Genomic DNA, 16,781 nt, shown 5'->3' with positions numbered 1-16,781 from the left:
GGCCTCGGAACTCGGCAGTCGTGGGAATGCCAGCGGTGGCTCCGCGGCCATTCCCGGTCACAAGGGCGCCCGCAAGCCGACAGGCTTGCAGGCCTTCTTCAACCACGGGGCTCGGTGACGCATCGCAGCGACCGGCAAGCGAAAGCCGGCGGGGGAAGGAAAGCGATTGATTATTGGAATTGGACGTCGAGGAACCGAAGGTGCTGCCGGACGGCCTGCAGGGCGGCGTCACGGAGCAACCCGTGGATACTGGTCGAAGTATCCGTAGCAGCGATCTTCGCTGACATCAGATGATTCCTAATCCCTAGGCACCCGGCGTAGCCTCCGCAAAGGTGCTGGGCGATACATGCGTCGGGCATTGCACCCGACCATCGAGGACATTCAGGAGGATGACCTGCGAACTTTAAGTCGCCCCGTGCCGGCACTAGCGCCCTTCCTCGCCAACGGCTCGACTCCCACTGCCAGAAAAGAAAAACCCCGCACTGGGCGGGGTTTCTGACGGGCGCAGGTCAGTCCTTGCGCTGCGGCGACAGCAGCTCGATCTTGTAGCCGTCCGGGTCTTCGACGAAGGCCAGGATGCTGGAGCCATGCTTCATCGGACCCGGCTCGCGGGTGATCTTGCCGCCGCGCGAGCGGATGTCCTCGCAGGCCTTGTAGACATCAGCCACTTCCAGGGCGATGTGGCCATAGCCGGTGCCCAGCTCATACTTGTCCACGCCCCAGTTATAGGTCAGCTCGATGACGCTGTTGTCGTCCTCGTTACCGTAGCCGACGAAGGCCAGGGTGAACTGGCCGTCCGGGTAATCCTTGCGGCGCAGCAGGGTCATGCCCAGGACTTCGGTATAGAAGGCGATGGATTTATCCATGTCGCCGACGCGCAGCATGGTATGCAGCAGTCTCATCGGTTCTTTCCTCATCAGGTGCCCGGAGTGCGGGCTCATAAACACAAACCCCGGCTCGTGGCCGGGGTCTGCTTGTCACGGGAGACGCCAGCTTATCAGAACAGCTTGCGGCCCTTGTTCGCGGCAATACGCATGCGCAGCGCGTTGAGCTTGATGAAGCCGGCAGCATCGGCCTGGTTGTAGGCGCCGCCATCTTCCTCGAAGGTCGCGATGTTGGCATCGAACAGCGAGTCGTCGGACTTGCGGCCAACCACGATGACGTTGCCCTTGTACAGCTTCAGGCGCACGACGCCGTTCACATGTTCCTGGGAGGCATCGATCATCTGCTGGAGCATCTCGCGCTCCGGGCTCCACCAGTAGCCGGTGTAGATCAGCTTGGCGTAGCGCGGCATCAGCTCGTCCTTCAGGTGAGCGACTTCGCGGTCCAGGGTGATCGACTCGATGGCACGGTGCGCCTTGAGCATGATGGTGCCGCCGGGGGTCTCGTAGCAGCCGCGGGACTTCATGCCGACGTAGCGGTTCTCGACGATGTCGAGACGGCCGATGCCGTTGGCGCCGCCGATGCGGTTCAGCTCGGTGAGTACCTGCGCCGGGCTCATGTCCTTGCCGTCGATGGCAACGATGTCGCCCTTGCGGTAGGTCAGCTCGATGTAGGTAGCGGTGTCGGGGGCCTTCTCCGGGGAGACGGTCCACTTCCACATGTCCTCTTCGTGCTCGGTCCAGGTGTCTTCCAGCACGCCGCCTTCATAGGAGATGTGCAGCAGGTTGGCATCCATGGAGTAAGGCGATTTCTTCTTGCCGTGGCGCTCGATCGGGATGTTGTGGGTTTCGGCGTAGTCCATCAGCTTCTCGCGGGACAGCAGGTCCCACTCGCGCCAGGGAGCGATGACCTTGACGCCCGGCTTCAGCGCGTAGGCGCCCAGCTCGAAGCGAACCTGGTCGTTGCCCTTGCCGGTGGCGCCATGGGAGATGGCGTCAGCGCCGGTGGCGTTGGCGATCTCGATCAGGCGCTTGGCGATCAGCGGACGAGCGATGGACGTACCCAACAGGTACTCGCCTTCGTAGACGGTGTTGGCACGGAACATCGGGTAGACGAAGTCGCGGACGAACTCTTCTCGCAGGTCCTCGATGAAGATCTCTTTCACGCCCATCTGCTTGGCCTTGGCGCGGGCCGGCTCGACCTCCTCGCCCTGACCCAGGTCAGCGGTAAAGGTCACTACTTCGCAGTTATAGGTATCCTGCAGCCACTTCAGAATCACGGAGGTGTCCAGGCCACCGGAATACGCCAGGACTACCTTCTTCACGTCCGCCATGCCACTCAACTCCACGGGGGTTGTCACGAAAGGGGCCGATTCTACTGCCCGCCCAGGATAATTTACAGAGGGGCGACAGCTTTTGACGACAAAGCGACAAATACTATCGTCGGTGCGACCCGCCGCCGCAGGTTCAACCCTTGGGTGCGGCGGGGGACGTGGCGGCGTTCGCGGCCGGCGTCGAGGGCGCGCCTTGGGTCGGGGCGCTGGCAGCCGGCGCGGGCGTGGAGGGAGCGGATGCGGCAGGCGCCACGGGCGCCTCGGCGGGTGCGCCCGGAGCGTCTTCGGTTACCGCTTCGCGGGACAGATTGACCGTCACCCGGCGGTTCTTCGCGCGGTTGGCAGCGGAATTGTTCTTAACCAATGGATAGCGCTCGCCGTAGAAACGCACGGTGATCTGCGACTCGGCTACGCCGTTGGCCTTGAGGTAGTCCATCACCGCGATGGCGCGACGGCGCGATGCCTCGCGATTGGCCAGGCGGTTGCCGCTGTTGTCGGAATGCCCGTCCAGTTCGATGCGATTCACCGTCGGGTCAGCCTTCATATACTGCAGGATGATGTCCAGCTTGGCGCGCCCCAGCGGGTCGACCTCGGTGCCACCATCCGGGAAGCCCACCTGGCTCTGGCGCACCTGGTCGAAATTGACCGGGAGCATCTTCGTCGAACATTCCTGGAACTGCGCATAGCCATCGGCGAAACGCGCGGGCAGCAAGCGCACCAGCAGATTCTCACCCGTACGGGTGCGATGACGGACTTCCGGGGTACGCCCTTCGAGCAATCCGCCGAGCAGGCGTCCGGCCTGTTGCTGGGTGCTGTTGAAGGGCACCTCACCCGAACCCACGCTCACCGAGCCCAGGTTCAGGTCGCCCTGCCCCGGCCGCCACGGCGGCGCGGCGGCCAGCAGCGTTGCCGAGCCCGTGCCGAGCCAGCCCTGCTGGGACTTGAGGCGGAAGGTCGGTTGCTCCCCAGCGCGCCAGACGAATTCGCCCACGCCGAAGCCCCCCACGCTCTGCGACAATCGGCACTCGAACTGATCGCCCGCCACCGTCCACTGGGCGCTTTCCAGGCGCGGCTGGAACGTCAGCCCCCAGGCCGGCAGGCTGGCGCAAAGTGTGAGCAGGAGAAGGGAGGGCTGGCGCACGGTGGCATCCACACAGGCAAATGGGCGTCCCAGATTCTATCGGTCAGCCTCGGCAAAACTTGATAGCGAGTGCCGGCGGCGGCCTTTTCCGGTAGCATTTCACCCTCTTCCCGCTGCAACCGCACCCCTGGAATCCGCATGTCCGACCGCCTGACACTCCTGCGCCCCGACGACTGGCACATCCACCTGCGCGACGGCGCCGCACTCGCGCAAACCGTCGGCGATGCCGCCCGCACCTTCGGCCGCGCCATCATCATGCCGAACCTGGTCCCGCCGGTACGCAACGCCGCCGAAGCCGACGCCTACCGCCAGCGCATTCTGGCCGCCCGCCCGGCCGGCAGCCGCTTCGAGCCGCTGATGGTGCTCTACCTCACCGACCGCACCAGCGCCGAGGAAGTCCGCGCCGCCAAGGCCTCGGGCTTCGTACACGCCGCCAAGCTCTATCCGGCCGGCGCCACCACCAACTCCGATTCCGGTGTGACCAGCGTCGACAACATCTTCCATGTCCTCGAAGCCATGGCCGAAGTCGGCCTGCCGCTGCTGGTACACGGTGAAGTAACCCGCGCGGACGTCGACGTATTCGACCGCGAGAAACGCTTCATCGACGAACACCTGACCCGCGTGGTCGAGCGCTTCCCGACTCTCAAGGTAGTCTTCGAGCACATCACCACCGGCGATGCCGCCGCCTTCGTCAAGGCCGCCCCGGCCAACGTCGGCGCCACCATCACCGCGCACCACCTGCTGTACAACCGCAACCACATGCTGGTTGGCGGCATCCGCCCGCACTTCTACTGCCTGCCGATCCTCAAGCGCAACACCCACCAGGAAGCCCTGCTGGATGCGGCCACCAGTGGCAGCCCGAAGTTCTTCCTCGGCACCGACTCGGCACCCCACGCGCGCCACGCCAAGGAAGCCGCCTGTGGTTGCGCCGGCTGCTACACCGCCTACGCCGCCATCGAGCTGTACGCGGAAGCCTTCGAGCAACGCAATGCGCTGGACAAGCTGGAGGGCTTCGCCAGCCTGCACGGCCCGGACTTCTACGGCCTGCCGCGCAACAGCGACCGCATCACCCTGGTGCGTGAAGAATGGGAAGCGCCGGCGGCCCTGCCGTTCGGCGACTTCGATGTAGTCCCGCTGCGTGCCGGCGAGAAACTGCGCTGGCGCCTGCTGGAGACCGTGGCATGAGTGACGAGAACGAAATCTTCGAAGAAGAACTCGACGGTTCTTTCCCGCCCGGCCCGCGCCACCCGATGGCACGTCGCTTCCGCGGCTACCTGCCGGTCGTGGTGGACGTCGAGACCGGCGGCTTCAATGCCGCCACCGACGCCCTGCTGGAAATCGCCGCCGTCACCATCGGCATGGACGAAAGCGGCTACCTGTTCCCCGAGCACACCTACTTCTTCCGTGTGGAGCCCTTCGAAGGCGCCAACATCGAGCAGGCCGCGCTGGAGTTCACCGGCATCAAGCTGGACCACCCGCTGCGCATGGCCGTGCCGGAAGAACAGGCTCTGACCGAGATCTTCCGTGGCATCCGCAAGTCGCTGAAGTCCAACGGCTGCAAGCGGGCGATCCTGGTCGGCCACAACAGCAGCTTCGACCTGGGCTTCCTCAATGCAGCGGTGAACCGCAGCGGCGTGAAGCGCAACCCATTCCATCCCTTCTCCAGCTTCGATACTGCGACCCTCGCAGGTCTCGCCTACGGCCAGACCGTCCTGGCGAAAGCCTGCCAGACCGCCGGCATCGAGTTCGACAACCGCGAAGCGCACTCGGCGCGCTACGACACCGAGAAGACCGCCGAGCTGTTCTGCGGCATCGTCAACCGCTGGAAGGAGTTCGGTGGCTGGATGGAAGACGATCACTGATCGGCTTCAACGCTCCATGAAAAAGCCCCGCACTGGCGGGGCTTTTTCATGGAGCCGGCATCAACACCCCGCCTTACCTGCAGGAGCGAGCTTGCCCTCGCGAACCCCAGCGCCTTCGGATGCCTGACAGGCGGGATTGGCGCCATAGCTGCCCCTGTTCGCGAGCAAGCTCGCTCCTGCAAAAAACATATCGCTCCCGGTGCCTATGCGCGCAGCCCGCAATCCACGCGGGTTAGATGCTAAGTCATTGAACCCAATGACCATTTGTCAGACATCCCGGATGCGTACTCGAGAACTTTTGACAATCATTCTCATTATTATTAGTATCGCTTCCAACAACCCCACAGCGACTGTAGTGCAACCATGTACGTCTGCCTCTGCCAAGGTGTCACCGATACTCAGATCCGCGATGCGATCTACGATGGTGCTTGCAACTATCGCGAGGTGCGCGAGTGCACCGGCGTCGGCACCCAATGCGGAAAGTGCGCGTGCCTGGCCAAACAGGTCGTTCGCGATACGCTCGGCGAACTGCAAAGCGCCCAGAGCATGAACTACAACCTGGCCTACGCGGCGAGCTGAAAAAATACCGCTGATCCGTTCAGCAGGAATTCCGAAGAAACCGGGCACTGGCCCGGTTTTTTTATGCCTGAAATTCAGGGATTTAGCGCCGGGATGCGGAATGAAAACATTCGCATTCATATTCCTTTTTATAACAAATTCAAGCACTTATGTTTGACATATGGTTATAAGGGGGCGAGAATTTCAATCTCTCCCACTCCACACGGCAGGACCCCGGCATGAAAGGCGACAAGAAAGTCATCCAGCATCTGAACAAGATCCTCGGCAACGAGCTGATCGCCATCAACCAGTACTTCCTGCACTCGCGCATGTGGAACGACTGGGGCCTGAAGCGCCTCGGCGCGCACGAGTACCACGAGTCCATCGATGAGATGAAGCACGCCGACAAGCTCATCGAACGCATCCTGTTCCTCGAAGGCCTGCCCAACCTGCAGGACCTGGGCAAGCTGCTGATCGGCGAGAACACCCAGGAAATGCTGCAGTGCGACCTGAACCTGGAGCTCAAGGCCACCAAGGACCTGCGCGACGCCATCGTGCATTGCGAAAGCGTGCATGACTACGTCAGCCGCGACCTGCTCAAGGACATCCTCGAGTCCGAGGAAGAGCACATCGACTACCTGGAAACCCAGCTCGGCCTGATCCAGAAAGTCGGTCTGGAAAACTACCTGCAGTCGCACATGCACGAAGACGACTGATCAGGAACAAGGCACCGGCGCGGTTGTGGACGCCGGTGCCCTTCCCTTCTAGCCGTTCGCCTTCGGCGGACGCCGCACCAGCCCGGCCTTGAATACCAGGCCAGCGCACAGTCCGATCACCACCAGCAGCGACAGGCGCAGCCCCACGTGCTCGGCGAGGAAGCCGATCAACGGCGGGCCCAGCAACAAGCCGCCATAGCCGAACGACGCCACTGCGGCCACGCCGCGCGAAGGCTCGACGCCCGGCCGGTTGCCTGCCGCGCCGATCAGGATCGGCACCACCACCGACAACCCCGCGCCCACGAGGGCGAAACCGGCAATCGCGCCGGAAATCCACGGGCTGAACAGCGCCAGCAGCATCCCCGCGATGGCCAGTAGCGCCAGGTTGCGTACCAGCGCCTCGTCGGCGAAGCGCACGCGCAGGCGGTCACCGAACAGACGCCCCAGCACCATGGTCGCGGAGAACGCCGCGAAGCCCAGTGCCGCCACTCGCTCCGACGCTCCCATGACCTGGTGCAGCAACAGGGCGCCCCAGTCGGCGACCGCGCCTTCGGAAACGAACGCGCACAGCGTCAGCACCCCAAGACCTATCAGTGCCGGTGGCGGCAGGCGCCAGCCACGTTGGGCTGGCGCCTCCTCCTCCGTGGGCTCCGGGCGCCCTTCGAACAGATGACGGGCGAAGAACGGCAGGATCGCCACCGCGATGACTGCCAGCAGGGTGAAGTGCCAGACAGGCGCCATGCCGGCAAAGATCGCCGCGCCGATGGCGCCGGTGAGTCCGCCCAGGCTGTACATGCCATGCAGGCTGGAGATGCACGGCCGGCCGAGGCGCCGCTCCACTTCCACCGCCTGGGTGTTCATGGCCACGTCCATGGTGGCGAAGGTCAGGCCAACCAGCAGCAGCCCCGCTGCCAGGTACCAGACGTTAGGCGCCAGCCCGAGCAATGGGAAGCAAGCCATCAGCGCCAACCCGGAAACCACCGTGATCGCCCGGCTGCCATAACGCCGTACCAATGCCCCGGCGAAAACGAATGCCAGCAGCGCGCCCACTCCGGCGCCCAGCAACGCCTGGCCCAGTTGCTGCTCGTCCACGCCGGTCATGTTCTTCAGCGCCGGCACCCGGCCCATCAGGCTGCCATGCACCATGCCGCCCATGGCGAAGCAATAGCCACACGCCCAGCGTGCGGCGTTGGCCCGTGATTGTTCACTCATCCTTTATCTCTTCCCAAAAACAAAGCCCCGCCAAGGCGGGGCTTTGTGCGACAGCACGAAAGACTCAGGCGTTGGCCTTGCCTACGGCGTCCTTGATCAGCGGTTGCAGCTCACCCTTTTCGAACATCTCGGCCAGGATGTCGCTGCCACCGACCAGCTCGCCACCGACCCACAGTTGCGGGAAGGTCGGCCAGTTGGCGTACTTGGGCAGGTTGGCGCGGATTTCCGGATTCTGCAGGATGTCGACGTAGGCGAACTTCTCGCCACAAGCCATCAGGACCTGGGCGGCGCGGGACGAGAAACCGCACTGCGGAGCATTCGGCGAACCCTTCATGTACAGCAGGACAGGGTTGTTGGCGATCTGCTCTTTGATGGTATCGATGATATCCATGAACTTCCTCGGCTGAACTATCAGATACTGATCCGGCAGCCGCCTCCTCGGATGGCGATGGCCGGCACGGTACCGCGCATTGTACTGCAAAGCCGAGCGCTACGCTCGGCTTTGCAGATGCCTTGCGACAGCCTGTCAGGCCGCCTCGACCTCCACTGGCACACCGTTCAGCGCGGTGTTTCCGGAGAGCGCATCCAGATGTCGCTCGTCGGTGAGGTCATTGGCACTGGCGCCGCCCTGCTCGCGAGCAATCGACAGCTGCACGCCCGGCCGTGCGTGCCCCCAGCCGTGGGGCAGGCTGACGACCCCGGCCATGACTTCGTCGCTGGCCGCCACCTCGATCTCGATACTGCCGACCCGCGAGCGCACACGTACCTTCTGCCCGTCCACCAGCCCGCGCGAGGCGAGGTCCTGCGGGTGCATGAGCAGTTGGTGCCGCGGCTTGCCCTTCACCAGGCGGTGATAGTTGTGCATCCAGGAGTTGTTGCTGCGCACATGGCGGCGACCGATCAGCAGCAGCTGGTCAATGGCCGGCGACTGGGTATCGGCGAAGCGACGCAGGTCATTGAGGAAGATTTCCGGCGCCGCCTCGATGCTGCGGCTGGCCGTCTTCAGCCGCGGCGCCAGGTTCGGCTGCAACGGCCCCAGGTCCAGCCCATGGGGGTGTTCGCGCAGCCGCGCCAGGTTGAGCTTGTGCTCGCTGGCATCGCCATAAGGGCCGAAGCGCAGGCCCATCTCGATCATCTGTTCCGGCGCCATAGTCGGTTTCAGCTCGGTGCCGCTGCGTGCCGCATAAGCCTTGGCCAGACCGACGAAGATTTCCCAGTCGTGCAATGCGCCCTCGGGTTTCGGCAGGATCGCCTCGTTGAAGCGGGTGACATTGCGCACCGCGAAGACATTGAAGGTGGTGTCGTAATGATCGTGCTCCAGTGGCGCGGTGGGCGGCAGGATCAGGTCGGCGTAGCGCGTGGTTTCGTTGATATAGAGGTCCACGCTGAGCATGAACTCCAGGCCGTCCAGCGCCTGTTCCAGGCGTCGGCCATTGGGCGTGGACAGCACCGGGTTGCCCGCCACTGTCACCAGCGCACGCACCTGCCCTTCGCCTTCGGTGAGCATCTCTTCGGCCAGCGCTGCCACCGGCAATTCGCCGCCATATTCCGGCAGGCCGGACACACGGCTCTGCCAGCGGTTGAACGCGCCACCCGCCGTGGTCGCCACCAGGTCCACCGCCGGCGTGGTGCACAGGGTGCCGCCGACGCGGTCGAGGTTGCCGGTGACCAGGTTGATCAATTGCACCAACCACTGACAGAGGCTTCCGAAAACCTGGGTGGAAACGCCCATACGCCCGTAGCAGACGGCCTTGTCGGCGGCGGCGAAATCCCGCGCCAACTGGCGGATGGCGTCGGCCGGCACGCCGCAGCGAACGGCCATGGATTCGACCTTGAAGGGCGCCAGCGCCTCACGCACCGCGCCCAGGCCGTTGACCGGCAACGAGGATTCGCGGGTCAGACCTTCGCTGAGCAGCGTGTCGAGGATGCCCAGCAACAGCGCGGCATCTTCGCCGGGGCGCACGAACAGGTGCTGGTCCGCAATCGCCGCCGTCTCGGTGCGACGCGGGTCGACCACCACCAGCTTGCCGCCGCGCGCCTTCACGGCCTTCAGACGTTTCTCCACGTCCGGCACGGTCATGATGCTGCCGTTGGACGCCAGCGGGTTGCCGCCCAGGATCAGCATGAAGTCGGTGTGGTCGATGTCCGGAATCGGGATCAGCAGGCCATGGCCGAACATCTGCTGGCTGACCAGATGATGCGGCAGTTGGTCCACCGAGGTCGCCGAGTAGCGGTTGCGGGTCTTCAACTGGCCGAGGAAATAGTTGCTGTGGGTCATCAACCCGTAGTTGTGCACGCTCGGATTGCCCTGGTACACCGCCACGGCGTTGCTACCGTGGCGCTCGCGGATTTCCGCCAGGCGCGTGGCCACCAGCTCGAAGGCCTCGTCCCAGCCGATCGGCTGCCACTCGTTGCCGACACGGCGCACCGGCTGGCGCAGGCGGTCCGGGTCGTTCTGGATATCCTGCAGCGCCACCGCCTTGGGGCAGATGTGGCCACGGCTGAAGCTGTCCTGGGCGTCACCCTTGATGGACAGAATGCGCTCGTCCTCGGTCTCGATGGTCAGGCCGCAGATGGCCTCGCACAGATGGCACGCACGGTGGTGGAGGGTCTTGCTCATGGCTCGCCTCGTTATTGTTGTCGCCGGCGCTCATGGAGCCGGTCGCGGGGTCGCAAGCACTATGAATCCAGTCCCGGCGAAGCACCACCAGCTTCCGTCGGGTGAATTGCGCGGCATCAGGAACGACCATGGTCAAGCCCCGCCCGACGGGCCTTCCGGGTGAAACTTGCGTAGATCCGTCATTTCCTTATAGGATCGCGCCTTCCCCCATTTTCCGCTCCATGCGGTCCCGCCGCAGGTTCAGCCCGTTTTTTCTCACGAAAGCCGGTCGGTACCTCGGCCTGATTCTGAGAATAAGTAGTAGGTACGAACCATGAGCGCACGTCACTTCCTCTCGATGCTGGATTACACGACCGACGAACTGCTCGGTCTGATCCGCCGTGCCACCGAGCTGAAGGACCTGCGCGACCGAGGTGTGCTCTACGAACCGCTGAAGAACCGCGTGCTGGGCATGATCTTCGAGAAGGCCTCGACCCGGACGCGAATCTCCTTCGAAGCCGGGATGATCCAGCTCGGCGGCCAGGCCATCTTCCTCTCCCCGCGCGATACCCAGCTGGGCCGTGGCGAGCCGATCGCCGACGCCGCGCGGGTGATGTCGCGGATGGTCGATGCCGTGATGATCCGCACCTTCGCCCACAGCAACCTGATCGAGTTCGCCGAGAACTCCCGCGTGCCGGTGATCAACGGCCTGTCGGACGACCTGCATCCGTGCCAGTTGCTGGCCGACATGCAGACCTTCCATGAGCACCGCGGCAGCATCGCCGGCAAGACCGTGGCCTGGATCGGCGACGGCAACAACATGTGCAACAGCTACATCGAGGCGGCGATCCGCTTCGACTTCCAACTGAATGTGGCCTGCCCGGAAGGCTACGAGCCCAACGCTGCTCTGATGGAGCAGGCCGGCGAGCGCGTGAAGATCTTCCGTGACCCGCGCGAAGCGGTCGCCGGCGCACATCTGGTGAGCACCGACGTCTGGGCTTCCATGGGCCAGGAGGACGAAGCAACCGCGCGCCTGCGCCTGTTCCAGCCATATCAGGTAACACGTGCGCTGCTCGATGGCGCGGCGGCGGATGTACTATTCATGCACTGCCTGCCGGCCCACCGTGGCGAAGAGATCAGCGAAGACCTGCTGGACGACGCGCGCTCCGTGGCCTGGGACCAGGCGGAAAACCGTCTCCACGCCCAGAAAGCCCTGCTCGAACTGCTGGTCGAGCACGCGCATTACGCCTGAGCCCTCCTGTTTCGAGCCCGATGACCAAACCGCTGCTGCTCACCCTCGACGACCTTTCCTGTGGCTATGAACAGCAGCGTGTGGTGCAAGGCGTCAGACTGCACCTGAACGCCGGCGACATCGGCTGCCTGCTCGGCCCCTCGGGCTGCGGCAAGACCACCACCCTGCGCGCCATCGCCGGTTTCGAGCCGGTGCAGGGCGGGCGTATCGAACTGGGCGGCGAAGTGATTTCCCGCCCCGGCTTCACCCTGTCGCCGGAGAAGCGCCGGATCGGCATGGTATTCCAGGACTACGCGCTGTTCCCGCACCTGTCGGTGGCGGATAACGTCGCCTTCGGCATCCGCAAGCACCCCGAGCGCGAGCGCATCGTCGGTGAGCTGCTGGAGCTGGTGAAGCTCGACGGCCTCGGCCAGCGTTTCCCCCATGAGCTTTCCGGCGGCCAACAACAGCGCGTGGCCCTGGCCCGTGCACTGGCCCCGCAGCCGCAACTGCTGCTGCTCGACGAACCCTTCTCCAATCTCGACGTGGAGCTGCGCCGCCAGCTCAGCCATGAGGTGCGCGACATCCTCAAGGCGCGTGGCACCAGTGCGATTCTGGTCACCCACGACCAGGAAGAAGCCTTCGCCGTCAGCGATCATGTCGGTGTGTTCCGCAACGGCCTGCTGGAGCAGTGGGATACGCCATTCAATCTCTACCACGAGCCGCAGACGCCCTTCGTCGCCAGCTTCGTCGGCCAGGGCTATTTCATTCGTGGACAGATGCGCGGGACCGATGCGGTGCAGACCGAGCTGGGCCTGCTGCGCGGCAACCGCGCCTACTGCCTGCCCGACGGCTGCGCGGTGGATGTATTGCTGCGCCCGGATGACCTGGTGCCGGCCGCCGATGGCGCGCTGAAGGCGCGCATCGTCGGCAAGTCGTTCCTCGGTGCGGCTACCCTGTATCGCCTGCAATTGCCCACCGGCACCCAGCTGGAATCGCTGTTCCCCAGCCATGCCGACCACCAGCCGGGCGATGAAGTGGGCATCGGCGTCGCCGCCGAGCATCTGGTGCTGTTCCCGGCGCAGGGCAGCGTGGCGCTCTAGGCGAGCGCCTTCTCCAGTTCAGGCAACAACTCGAACAGGTCGCCCTGCAAGCCATAGTCGGCGATCTCGAAGATCGGCGCGTCCGGATCGAGATTGATCGCCGCGATGACCTTGGCGTCCTTCATGCCCGCCACGTGCTGCACGGCCCCTGAGATCCCCACGGCGAGATAAAGCTCCGGCGCGACGATGCGCCCGGACTGGCCAATCTGCAATTCCGCCGGGGCAAAGCCGGCATCTACCGCTGCCAGTGACGCACCCACGGCGCCGTGCAGCCGGTCCGCCAGCGGATAGAGCGCGGCGAAGCCTTCTTCGGTTTGCAGCCCACGCCCGCCGGCGACTATGACCTTCGCCGACTCCAGCGCAGGGCGCTCGAAGTCCGGGTGTTCCTCGCCCTGCCACTGCGACAGACCGAGATCGCCCGCACCGCCGATACGCTCCAGTTCGGCATTGCCGCCGGCCAGTGCCAGCGGATCGAAAGCGGTTGGGCGAATGCCCAGCACGATCGATGGCCCCTCGCAGCGCACCGTGGCGATGGCATTGCCGGCGTAGATCGGGCGCTGGAAGGTCTGTTCGTCGATGACGGCGATGACGTCGGAGACCGCGTCCACATCCAGCAAGGCTGCGATGCGCGGCAGGCAATCGCGGCCCACGGCGGTGGCCGGCGCGAGGATGTGGCGGTAACGCGGAGCCAGTTGCACCACCAGTGCCGAGAGGTTTTCCGCCAGCAGGTGGTCGTAGGCGGGATCGTCTGCCAGCAGGACGCGATCAACGCCCTCGACACCACAAGCCTGCGTCGCCAGTTCCTCGAGGCCACTGCCCGCAAGCAGCAGATGAACTTCGCCGCCGATCTGCCGGGCGGCGGCCAGAGCGTTCAGGGTAGCGGGCGCCAGGACGGCGGAGTCGTCGGTAACGTGATAGTCAGCGATGAGCAGAAGGGCCATGGGCCTGCCTCCAGGTCGGTGAGCCGCGCCGAACGGGCGCGGTTTCCAGTGAAGGCCAGCCTACGCCGGGGAGCGCAAAGCCCCCCGGTCACAGATCAAACAACCAGCAGACGACCGCTGGCGACCAGACGTGCGTAGCCGGCGATGCTGACGCGCTCGCCTTCCAGGCGGCACCACAGCTCGCCGCCGCGTGCGGAGGCCTGGAAGGCGCGCATCTGCAGCTTGTTCAGGCGACGCGACCAGTAGGGGATCAGCACGCAGTGGGCGGCGCCGGTCACCGGGTCCTCGTTGAGGCCGATGGCCGGGGCGAAGAAGCGCGAAACGAAGTCATAGTCGTCGCTGCGCGCGGTGACGATCACACCCAGGTACGGCAGGCGCGCGAGAGCAGCGAAATCGGGCTGGCAGTCGCGCACCGCCTGTTCCGACTCCAGCAGCACCAGCAGGTGGTTGGCGGTGTTCAGTGCGTCCACCACGTCGACGCCCAGCGCATTCTGCAACTCCACCGTAGAGCCGGATTCGCTCGGCGGCTGCGCCGGGAAGTTCAGTGCCAGCCGGCCTTCCTCACGAGTCACACGCAGCGGACCGGACAGGGAGTTCAGCTCCAGCACTTCGCCCGGCTCGTCGAACACTTCGAACAGCACGTGGGCGCTGGCCAGGGTGGCATGGCCGCACAGCGGCACCTCGGCGGTCGGGGTGAACCAGCGGATGCGCCAGCCGGCCGGCTCCCTCACCAGGAAGGCGGTCTCAGACAGGTTGTGCTCGGCGGCGATCTGCTGCATCAGTTCGTCGCTCAACCAGGCATCGAGGCGGTACACCATGGCCGGGTTGCCGGCGAACGGGCGATCAGTGAAAGCGTCTACCTGGTGAAAATCGAGCAGCATGGCAGTCTCCTGAAAAGTGATGTCCGAGCATGACAGAAGCCGATGAACGACGAACCGTACAGAAGCGAGCAGACAGTCGTTCGCTCAACCGCGACCGATGGGGGCGAAGGCCGCCGATGTCAGCCCGGCCAGCGTCTCGGCGCTCAACTCCACTTCCAGCCCACGGCGGCCGGCGCTGACGTGGATGGTGGGGAACCCCCGGGCGGATTCGTCGATGAAGGTGCGCAAGCGTTTCTTCTGCCCCAGAGGGCTGATGCCGCCGACCAGGTAGCCGGTGGCGCGTTGCGCGGCGTTCGGGTCGGCCATGTCGGCCTTCTTCACGCCCGCCGCATGGGCCAGCGCCTTGAGATCCAACGTGCCCACCACGGGCACCACCGCCACCAGCAACTCGCCCTTCTCGCTGGCCGCCAGCAGGGTCTTGAACACCCGCGCAGGGTCGAGGTTGAGTTTCTCGGCAGCCTCCAGGCCATAGGATGGCGCCTTCGGGTCGTGCTCATAGCTCAGCACGTGGTGTTCGGCGCGGTTCTTCTTCAGCAGGTCGATGGCGGGGGTCATGATCGGCGGGCTTCTCGCAAGCGGCTTTCCAGCGCATAACAGTAAGCCAAGGCGTGCTGCACTGCACGGTGTTCGCTTCACCGGCGCGGACGAATCCCGTATGGTCTGCGCCATTCACCTTCCGGCCCGCGTGGCCGGGACTGCCGAACGGAATCCGCACAAGGCCGCCGCCATGACGAACCTTACGAACAAGAAATACGTCGTCGCCCTCGACCAGGGCACCACCAGCTCGCGCGCCATCATCTTCGACCATGACGCCAACGTGGTCAGCGTGGCCCAGCGCGAGTTCGCGCAGATCTACCCGCAGCCGGGCTGGGTCGAGCACGACCCGATGGAAATCTGGGCGACCCAGAGCTCGACCCTGGTCGAGGCGCTCGCCCAGGCCAACATCAGCGTTGCAGAGGTGGCGGCCATCGGCATCACCAACCAGCGCGAAACCACCCTGGTGTGGGACAAGGCCAGCGGCCGGCCGATCCACAATGCCATCGTCTGGCAATGCCGGCGCAGCGCGGCCATCTGCGAGCAGCTCAAGCGCGATGGCCTGGAACAGCACATCCGCGATACCACGGGGCTGGTCATCGACCCCTACTTCTCCGGCACCAAGCTCAAGTGGATCCTCGACAACGTCGAAGGCGCCCGGGAACGTGCGCAGCGCGGCGAGCTGCTGTTCGGCACGATCGACAGCTGGCTGATCTGGAAGCTCACTGAAGGCGAGGTGCACGTCACCGACTACACCAATGCCTCGCGCACCCTGATGTTCGATATCCACACGCTTGACTGGGACGAGCGCCTGCTCGCCGCGCTGGATGTGCCGCGCGCCATGCTGCCGCAGGTACGCGCATCTTCCGAAGTCTACGGCCACGCCAAGGTCGGCGGCCTCGGGGTGCACCGCACGCCCATCGCCGGGATCGCCGGCGACCAGCAGGCCGCACTGTTCGGCCAGATGTGCGTGGAACCGGGTCAGGCGAAGAACACCTACGGCACGGGCTGCTTCCTGCTGATGAACACCGGCGACAAGGCGGTGAAGTCCACCCACGGCCTGCTCACCACCATCGCCTGCGGCCCGCGTGGCGAAGTCGCCTATGCGCTGGAGGGCGCAGTGTTCAACGGCGGCTCTACCGTGCAGTGGCTGCGCGACGAACTGAAGGTGATCAACGATGCCCACGACTCCGAGTACTTCGCCACCAAGGTGAAGGACAGCAACGGCGTCTACCTGGTCCCCGCCTTCACCGGCCTCGGCGCGCCCTACTGGGACCCGTATGCCCGCGGCGCCCTGTTCGGCCTGACCCGCGGAGTGAAGGCCGATCACCTGATCCGCGCCACCCTGGAATCCATCGCCTACCAGACCCGCGACGTGCTCGACGCCATGCAGCAGGACGCCAGCGAACCGCTGCGCGCGCTGCGCGTGGACGGTGGCGCGGTAGCCAACAACTTCCTCATGCAGTTCCAGGCCGACATCCTCGGCACTCCGGTGGAGCGCCCACAGATGCGCGAGACCACCGCCCTCGGCGCCGCCGTGCTGGCGGGCCTGGCCTGTGGCTTCTGGGGCGACCTCGCAGAGCTGAAGAACAAGGCAGTGATCGAGCGAGTATTCCAGCCGGCCTGCGACGAAGCCGAGCGCGCGCGGCTATACAAGGGCTGGCAAAAAGCCGTCGAACGCACCCGTGGCTGGGCAGCGGAAGACTGATTGCTCTGCTGTAGGACCGAGGGGGACGCCCAGTCCTTGTTCGCGAACCGCTTGATTTCCACAGAACCCGGCGGGGTCCG

16 protein-coding genes are annotated in these 16,781 nt (G+C 65.0%); 7 read left to right on the top strand and 9 right to left on the bottom strand.

All coding sequences use genetic code 11. From position 1 onward, the window contains the following. Positions 1 to 509: 509 nt before the first annotated feature. The 3 genes from gloA to LDJ84_RS07590 form a co-directional block, all read right to left on the bottom strand. Positions 510 to 902 carry a lactoylglutathione lyase gene (gloA, locus tag LDJ84_RS07600; protein ID WP_024765405.1) on the bottom strand — a complete coding sequence of 131 codons (393 nt, stop codon included), beginning with the start codon at positions 900 to 902 and terminating at the stop codon, positions 510 to 512. 95 nt (positions 903 to 997) lie between these two features. Then, positions 998 to 2,215: an argininosuccinate synthase gene (locus LDJ84_RS07595; RefSeq protein WP_024765404.1), complete on the bottom strand. Its 1,218-nt coding sequence runs from the start codon at positions 2,213 to 2,215 to the stop codon at positions 998 to 1,000. A gap of 133 nt (positions 2,216 to 2,348) precedes the next feature. Beyond that, positions 2,349 to 3,356, bottom strand: coding sequence for a flagellar protein MotY (locus LDJ84_RS07590; RefSeq protein WP_226046144.1), 1,008 nt, complete (start codon positions 3,354 to 3,356; stop codon positions 2,349 to 2,351). Positions 3,357 to 3,494: 138 nt separating this feature from the next. Here LDJ84_RS07590 and pyrC point away from each other — a divergent pair, with 138 nt between their 5' ends. The 4 genes from pyrC (at position 3,495) to bfrB (ending at position 6,492) form a co-directional block, all read left to right on the top strand. Next, a complete protein-coding gene (gene pyrC / locus LDJ84_RS07585; protein ID WP_038803777.1) occupies positions 3,495 to 4,541 on the top strand; it encodes a dihydroorotase in 1,047 nt (348 codons plus the stop codon). Beyond that, complete coding sequence (gene rnt / locus LDJ84_RS07580; RefSeq protein ID WP_024765402.1) at positions 4,538 to 5,218, top strand: ribonuclease T; 681 nt, start codon at positions 4,538 to 4,540, stop codon at positions 5,216 to 5,218. The genes pyrC and rnt overlap by 4 nt, the downstream gene beginning before the upstream one ends. Positions 5,219 to 5,581: 363 nt before the next feature. Beyond that, positions 5,582 to 5,797 carry a bacterioferritin-associated ferredoxin gene (locus LDJ84_RS07575; protein WP_024765401.1) on the top strand — a complete coding sequence of 72 codons (216 nt, stop codon included), beginning with the start codon at positions 5,582 to 5,584 and terminating at the stop codon, positions 5,795 to 5,797. 218 nt (positions 5,798 to 6,015) lie between these two features. Continuing rightward, complete coding sequence (bfrB, locus tag LDJ84_RS07570; RefSeq protein WP_024765400.1) at positions 6,016 to 6,492, top strand: bacterioferritin BfrB; 477 nt, start codon at positions 6,016 to 6,018, stop codon at positions 6,490 to 6,492. A gap of 48 nt (positions 6,493 to 6,540) precedes the next feature. On the opposite strand, the gene LDJ84_RS07565 is transcribed toward bfrB, so the two are convergent. The 3 genes from LDJ84_RS07565 to LDJ84_RS07555 all read right to left on the bottom strand — a co-directional run bounded on the left by LDJ84_RS07565 (position 6,541) and on the right by LDJ84_RS07555 (position 10,324). Next, on the bottom strand, positions 6,541 to 7,704 hold the full coding sequence (locus LDJ84_RS07565) for an MFS transporter (RefSeq protein ID WP_024765399.1): 1,164 nt from the start codon (positions 7,702 to 7,704) through the stop codon (positions 6,541 to 6,543). A gap of 64 nt (positions 7,705 to 7,768) precedes the next feature. Continuing rightward, a complete protein-coding gene (grxD, locus tag LDJ84_RS07560; RefSeq protein WP_024765398.1) occupies positions 7,769 to 8,095 on the bottom strand; it encodes a Grx4 family monothiol glutaredoxin in 327 nt (108 codons plus the stop codon). 135 nt (positions 8,096 to 8,230) lie between these two features. Continuing rightward, positions 8,231 to 10,324: a molybdopterin oxidoreductase family protein gene (locus LDJ84_RS07555; protein ID WP_084359624.1), complete on the bottom strand. Its 2,094-nt coding sequence runs from the start codon at positions 10,322 to 10,324 to the stop codon at positions 8,231 to 8,233. A 313-nt stretch (positions 10,325 to 10,637) separates the two neighbouring features. On the opposite strand from LDJ84_RS07555, the gene argF reads away from it, so the two are divergent. Both argF and LDJ84_RS07545 read left to right on the top strand, forming a co-directional pair. Beyond that, positions 10,638 to 11,555 (top strand): ornithine carbamoyltransferase, encoded by a 918-nt coding sequence (argF, locus tag LDJ84_RS07550; protein WP_024765396.1) that lies wholly within the window; start codon positions 10,638 to 10,640, stop codon positions 11,553 to 11,555. 20 nt (positions 11,556 to 11,575) lie between these two features. Beyond that, on the top strand, positions 11,576 to 12,637 hold the full coding sequence (locus LDJ84_RS07545) for an ABC transporter ATP-binding protein (RefSeq protein WP_037011314.1): 1,062 nt from the start codon (positions 11,576 to 11,578) through the stop codon (positions 12,635 to 12,637). Here the strand turns inward: LDJ84_RS07545 and LDJ84_RS07540 are convergent. The 3 genes from LDJ84_RS07540 to ybaK form a co-directional block, all read right to left on the bottom strand. Next, a complete protein-coding gene (locus LDJ84_RS07540) occupies positions 12,634 to 13,578 on the bottom strand; it encodes an electron transfer flavoprotein subunit alpha/FixB family protein (RefSeq protein ID WP_226046143.1) in 945 nt (314 codons plus the stop codon). The two genes, LDJ84_RS07545 and LDJ84_RS07540, sit on opposite strands and share 4 nt — an antisense overlap. A 95-nt stretch (positions 13,579 to 13,673) precedes the next feature. Further along, positions 13,674 to 14,459, bottom strand: a complete 786-nt coding sequence (locus LDJ84_RS07535; RefSeq protein ID WP_169887973.1) for a PhzF family phenazine biosynthesis protein — start codon at positions 14,457 to 14,459, stop codon at positions 13,674 to 13,676. 84 nt (positions 14,460 to 14,543) lie between these two features. Beyond that, positions 14,544 to 15,014 (bottom strand): Cys-tRNA(Pro) deacylase, encoded by a 471-nt coding sequence (gene ybaK / locus LDJ84_RS07530; RefSeq protein ID WP_024765392.1) that lies wholly within the window; start codon positions 15,012 to 15,014, stop codon positions 14,544 to 14,546. A gap of 172 nt (positions 15,015 to 15,186) precedes the next feature. Between ybaK and glpK the strand changes: the two genes are divergently transcribed. Continuing rightward, complete coding sequence (glpK, locus tag LDJ84_RS07525) at positions 15,187 to 16,701, top strand: glycerol kinase GlpK (protein ID WP_226046142.1); 1,515 nt, start codon at positions 15,187 to 15,189, stop codon at positions 16,699 to 16,701. The last annotated feature ends 80 nt before the right edge of the window (positions 16,702 to 16,781 follow it).

Source organism: Pseudomonas sp. HS-18 (genome assembly GCF_020401845.1).
In the GTDB taxonomy this organism is placed as follows: Bacteria; Pseudomonadota; Gammaproteobacteria; order Pseudomonadales; family Pseudomonadaceae; genus Pseudomonas; species Pseudomonas nitroreducens.
Note: the sequence above shows the minus strand (reverse complement) of the source record. Positions and strands in the feature narration are given on the sequence as shown.

Coding starts and splice junctions, on each gene's coding strand:
- LDJ84_RS07575 (WP_024765401.1), top strand. CDS start 5,582: ATGTACGTCTGCCTCTGCCAAGGTGTCACCGATACTCAGATCCGCGAT.
- rnt (WP_024765402.1), top strand. CDS start 4,538: ATGAGTGACGAGAACGAAATCTTCGAAGAAGAACTCGACGGTTCTTTC.
- ybaK (WP_024765392.1), bottom strand. CDS start 15,014: ATGACCCCCGCCATCGACCTGCTGAAGAAGAACCGCGCCGAACACCAC.
- pyrC (WP_038803777.1), top strand. CDS start 3,495: ATGTCCGACCGCCTGACACTCCTGCGCCCCGACGACTGGCACATCCAC.
- LDJ84_RS07545 (WP_037011314.1), top strand. CDS start 11,576: ATGACCAAACCGCTGCTGCTCACCCTCGACGACCTTTCCTGTGGCTAT.
- LDJ84_RS07555 (WP_084359624.1), bottom strand. CDS start 10,324: ATGAGCAAGACCCTCCACCACCGTGCGTGCCATCTGTGCGAGGCCATC.
- LDJ84_RS07565 (WP_024765399.1), bottom strand. CDS start 7,704: ATGAGTGAACAATCACGGGCCAACGCCGCACGCTGGGCGTGTGGCTAT.
- LDJ84_RS07535 (WP_169887973.1), bottom strand. CDS start 14,459: ATGCTGCTCGATTTTCACCAGGTAGACGCTTTCACTGATCGCCCGTTC.
- glpK (WP_226046142.1), top strand. CDS start 15,187: ATGACGAACCTTACGAACAAGAAATACGTCGTCGCCCTCGACCAGGGC.
- LDJ84_RS07595 (WP_024765404.1), bottom strand. CDS start 2,215: ATGGCGGACGTGAAGAAGGTAGTCCTGGCGTATTCCGGTGGCCTGGAC.
- argF (WP_024765396.1), top strand. CDS start 10,638: ATGAGCGCACGTCACTTCCTCTCGATGCTGGATTACACGACCGACGAA.
- bfrB (WP_024765400.1), top strand. CDS start 6,016: ATGAAAGGCGACAAGAAAGTCATCCAGCATCTGAACAAGATCCTCGGC.
- grxD (WP_024765398.1), bottom strand. CDS start 8,095: ATGGATATCATCGATACCATCAAAGAGCAGATCGCCAACAACCCTGTC.
- LDJ84_RS07540 (WP_226046143.1), bottom strand. CDS start 13,578: ATGGCCCTTCTGCTCATCGCTGACTATCACGTTACCGACGACTCCGCC.
- gloA (WP_024765405.1), bottom strand. CDS start 902: ATGAGACTGCTGCATACCATGCTGCGCGTCGGCGACATGGATAAATCC.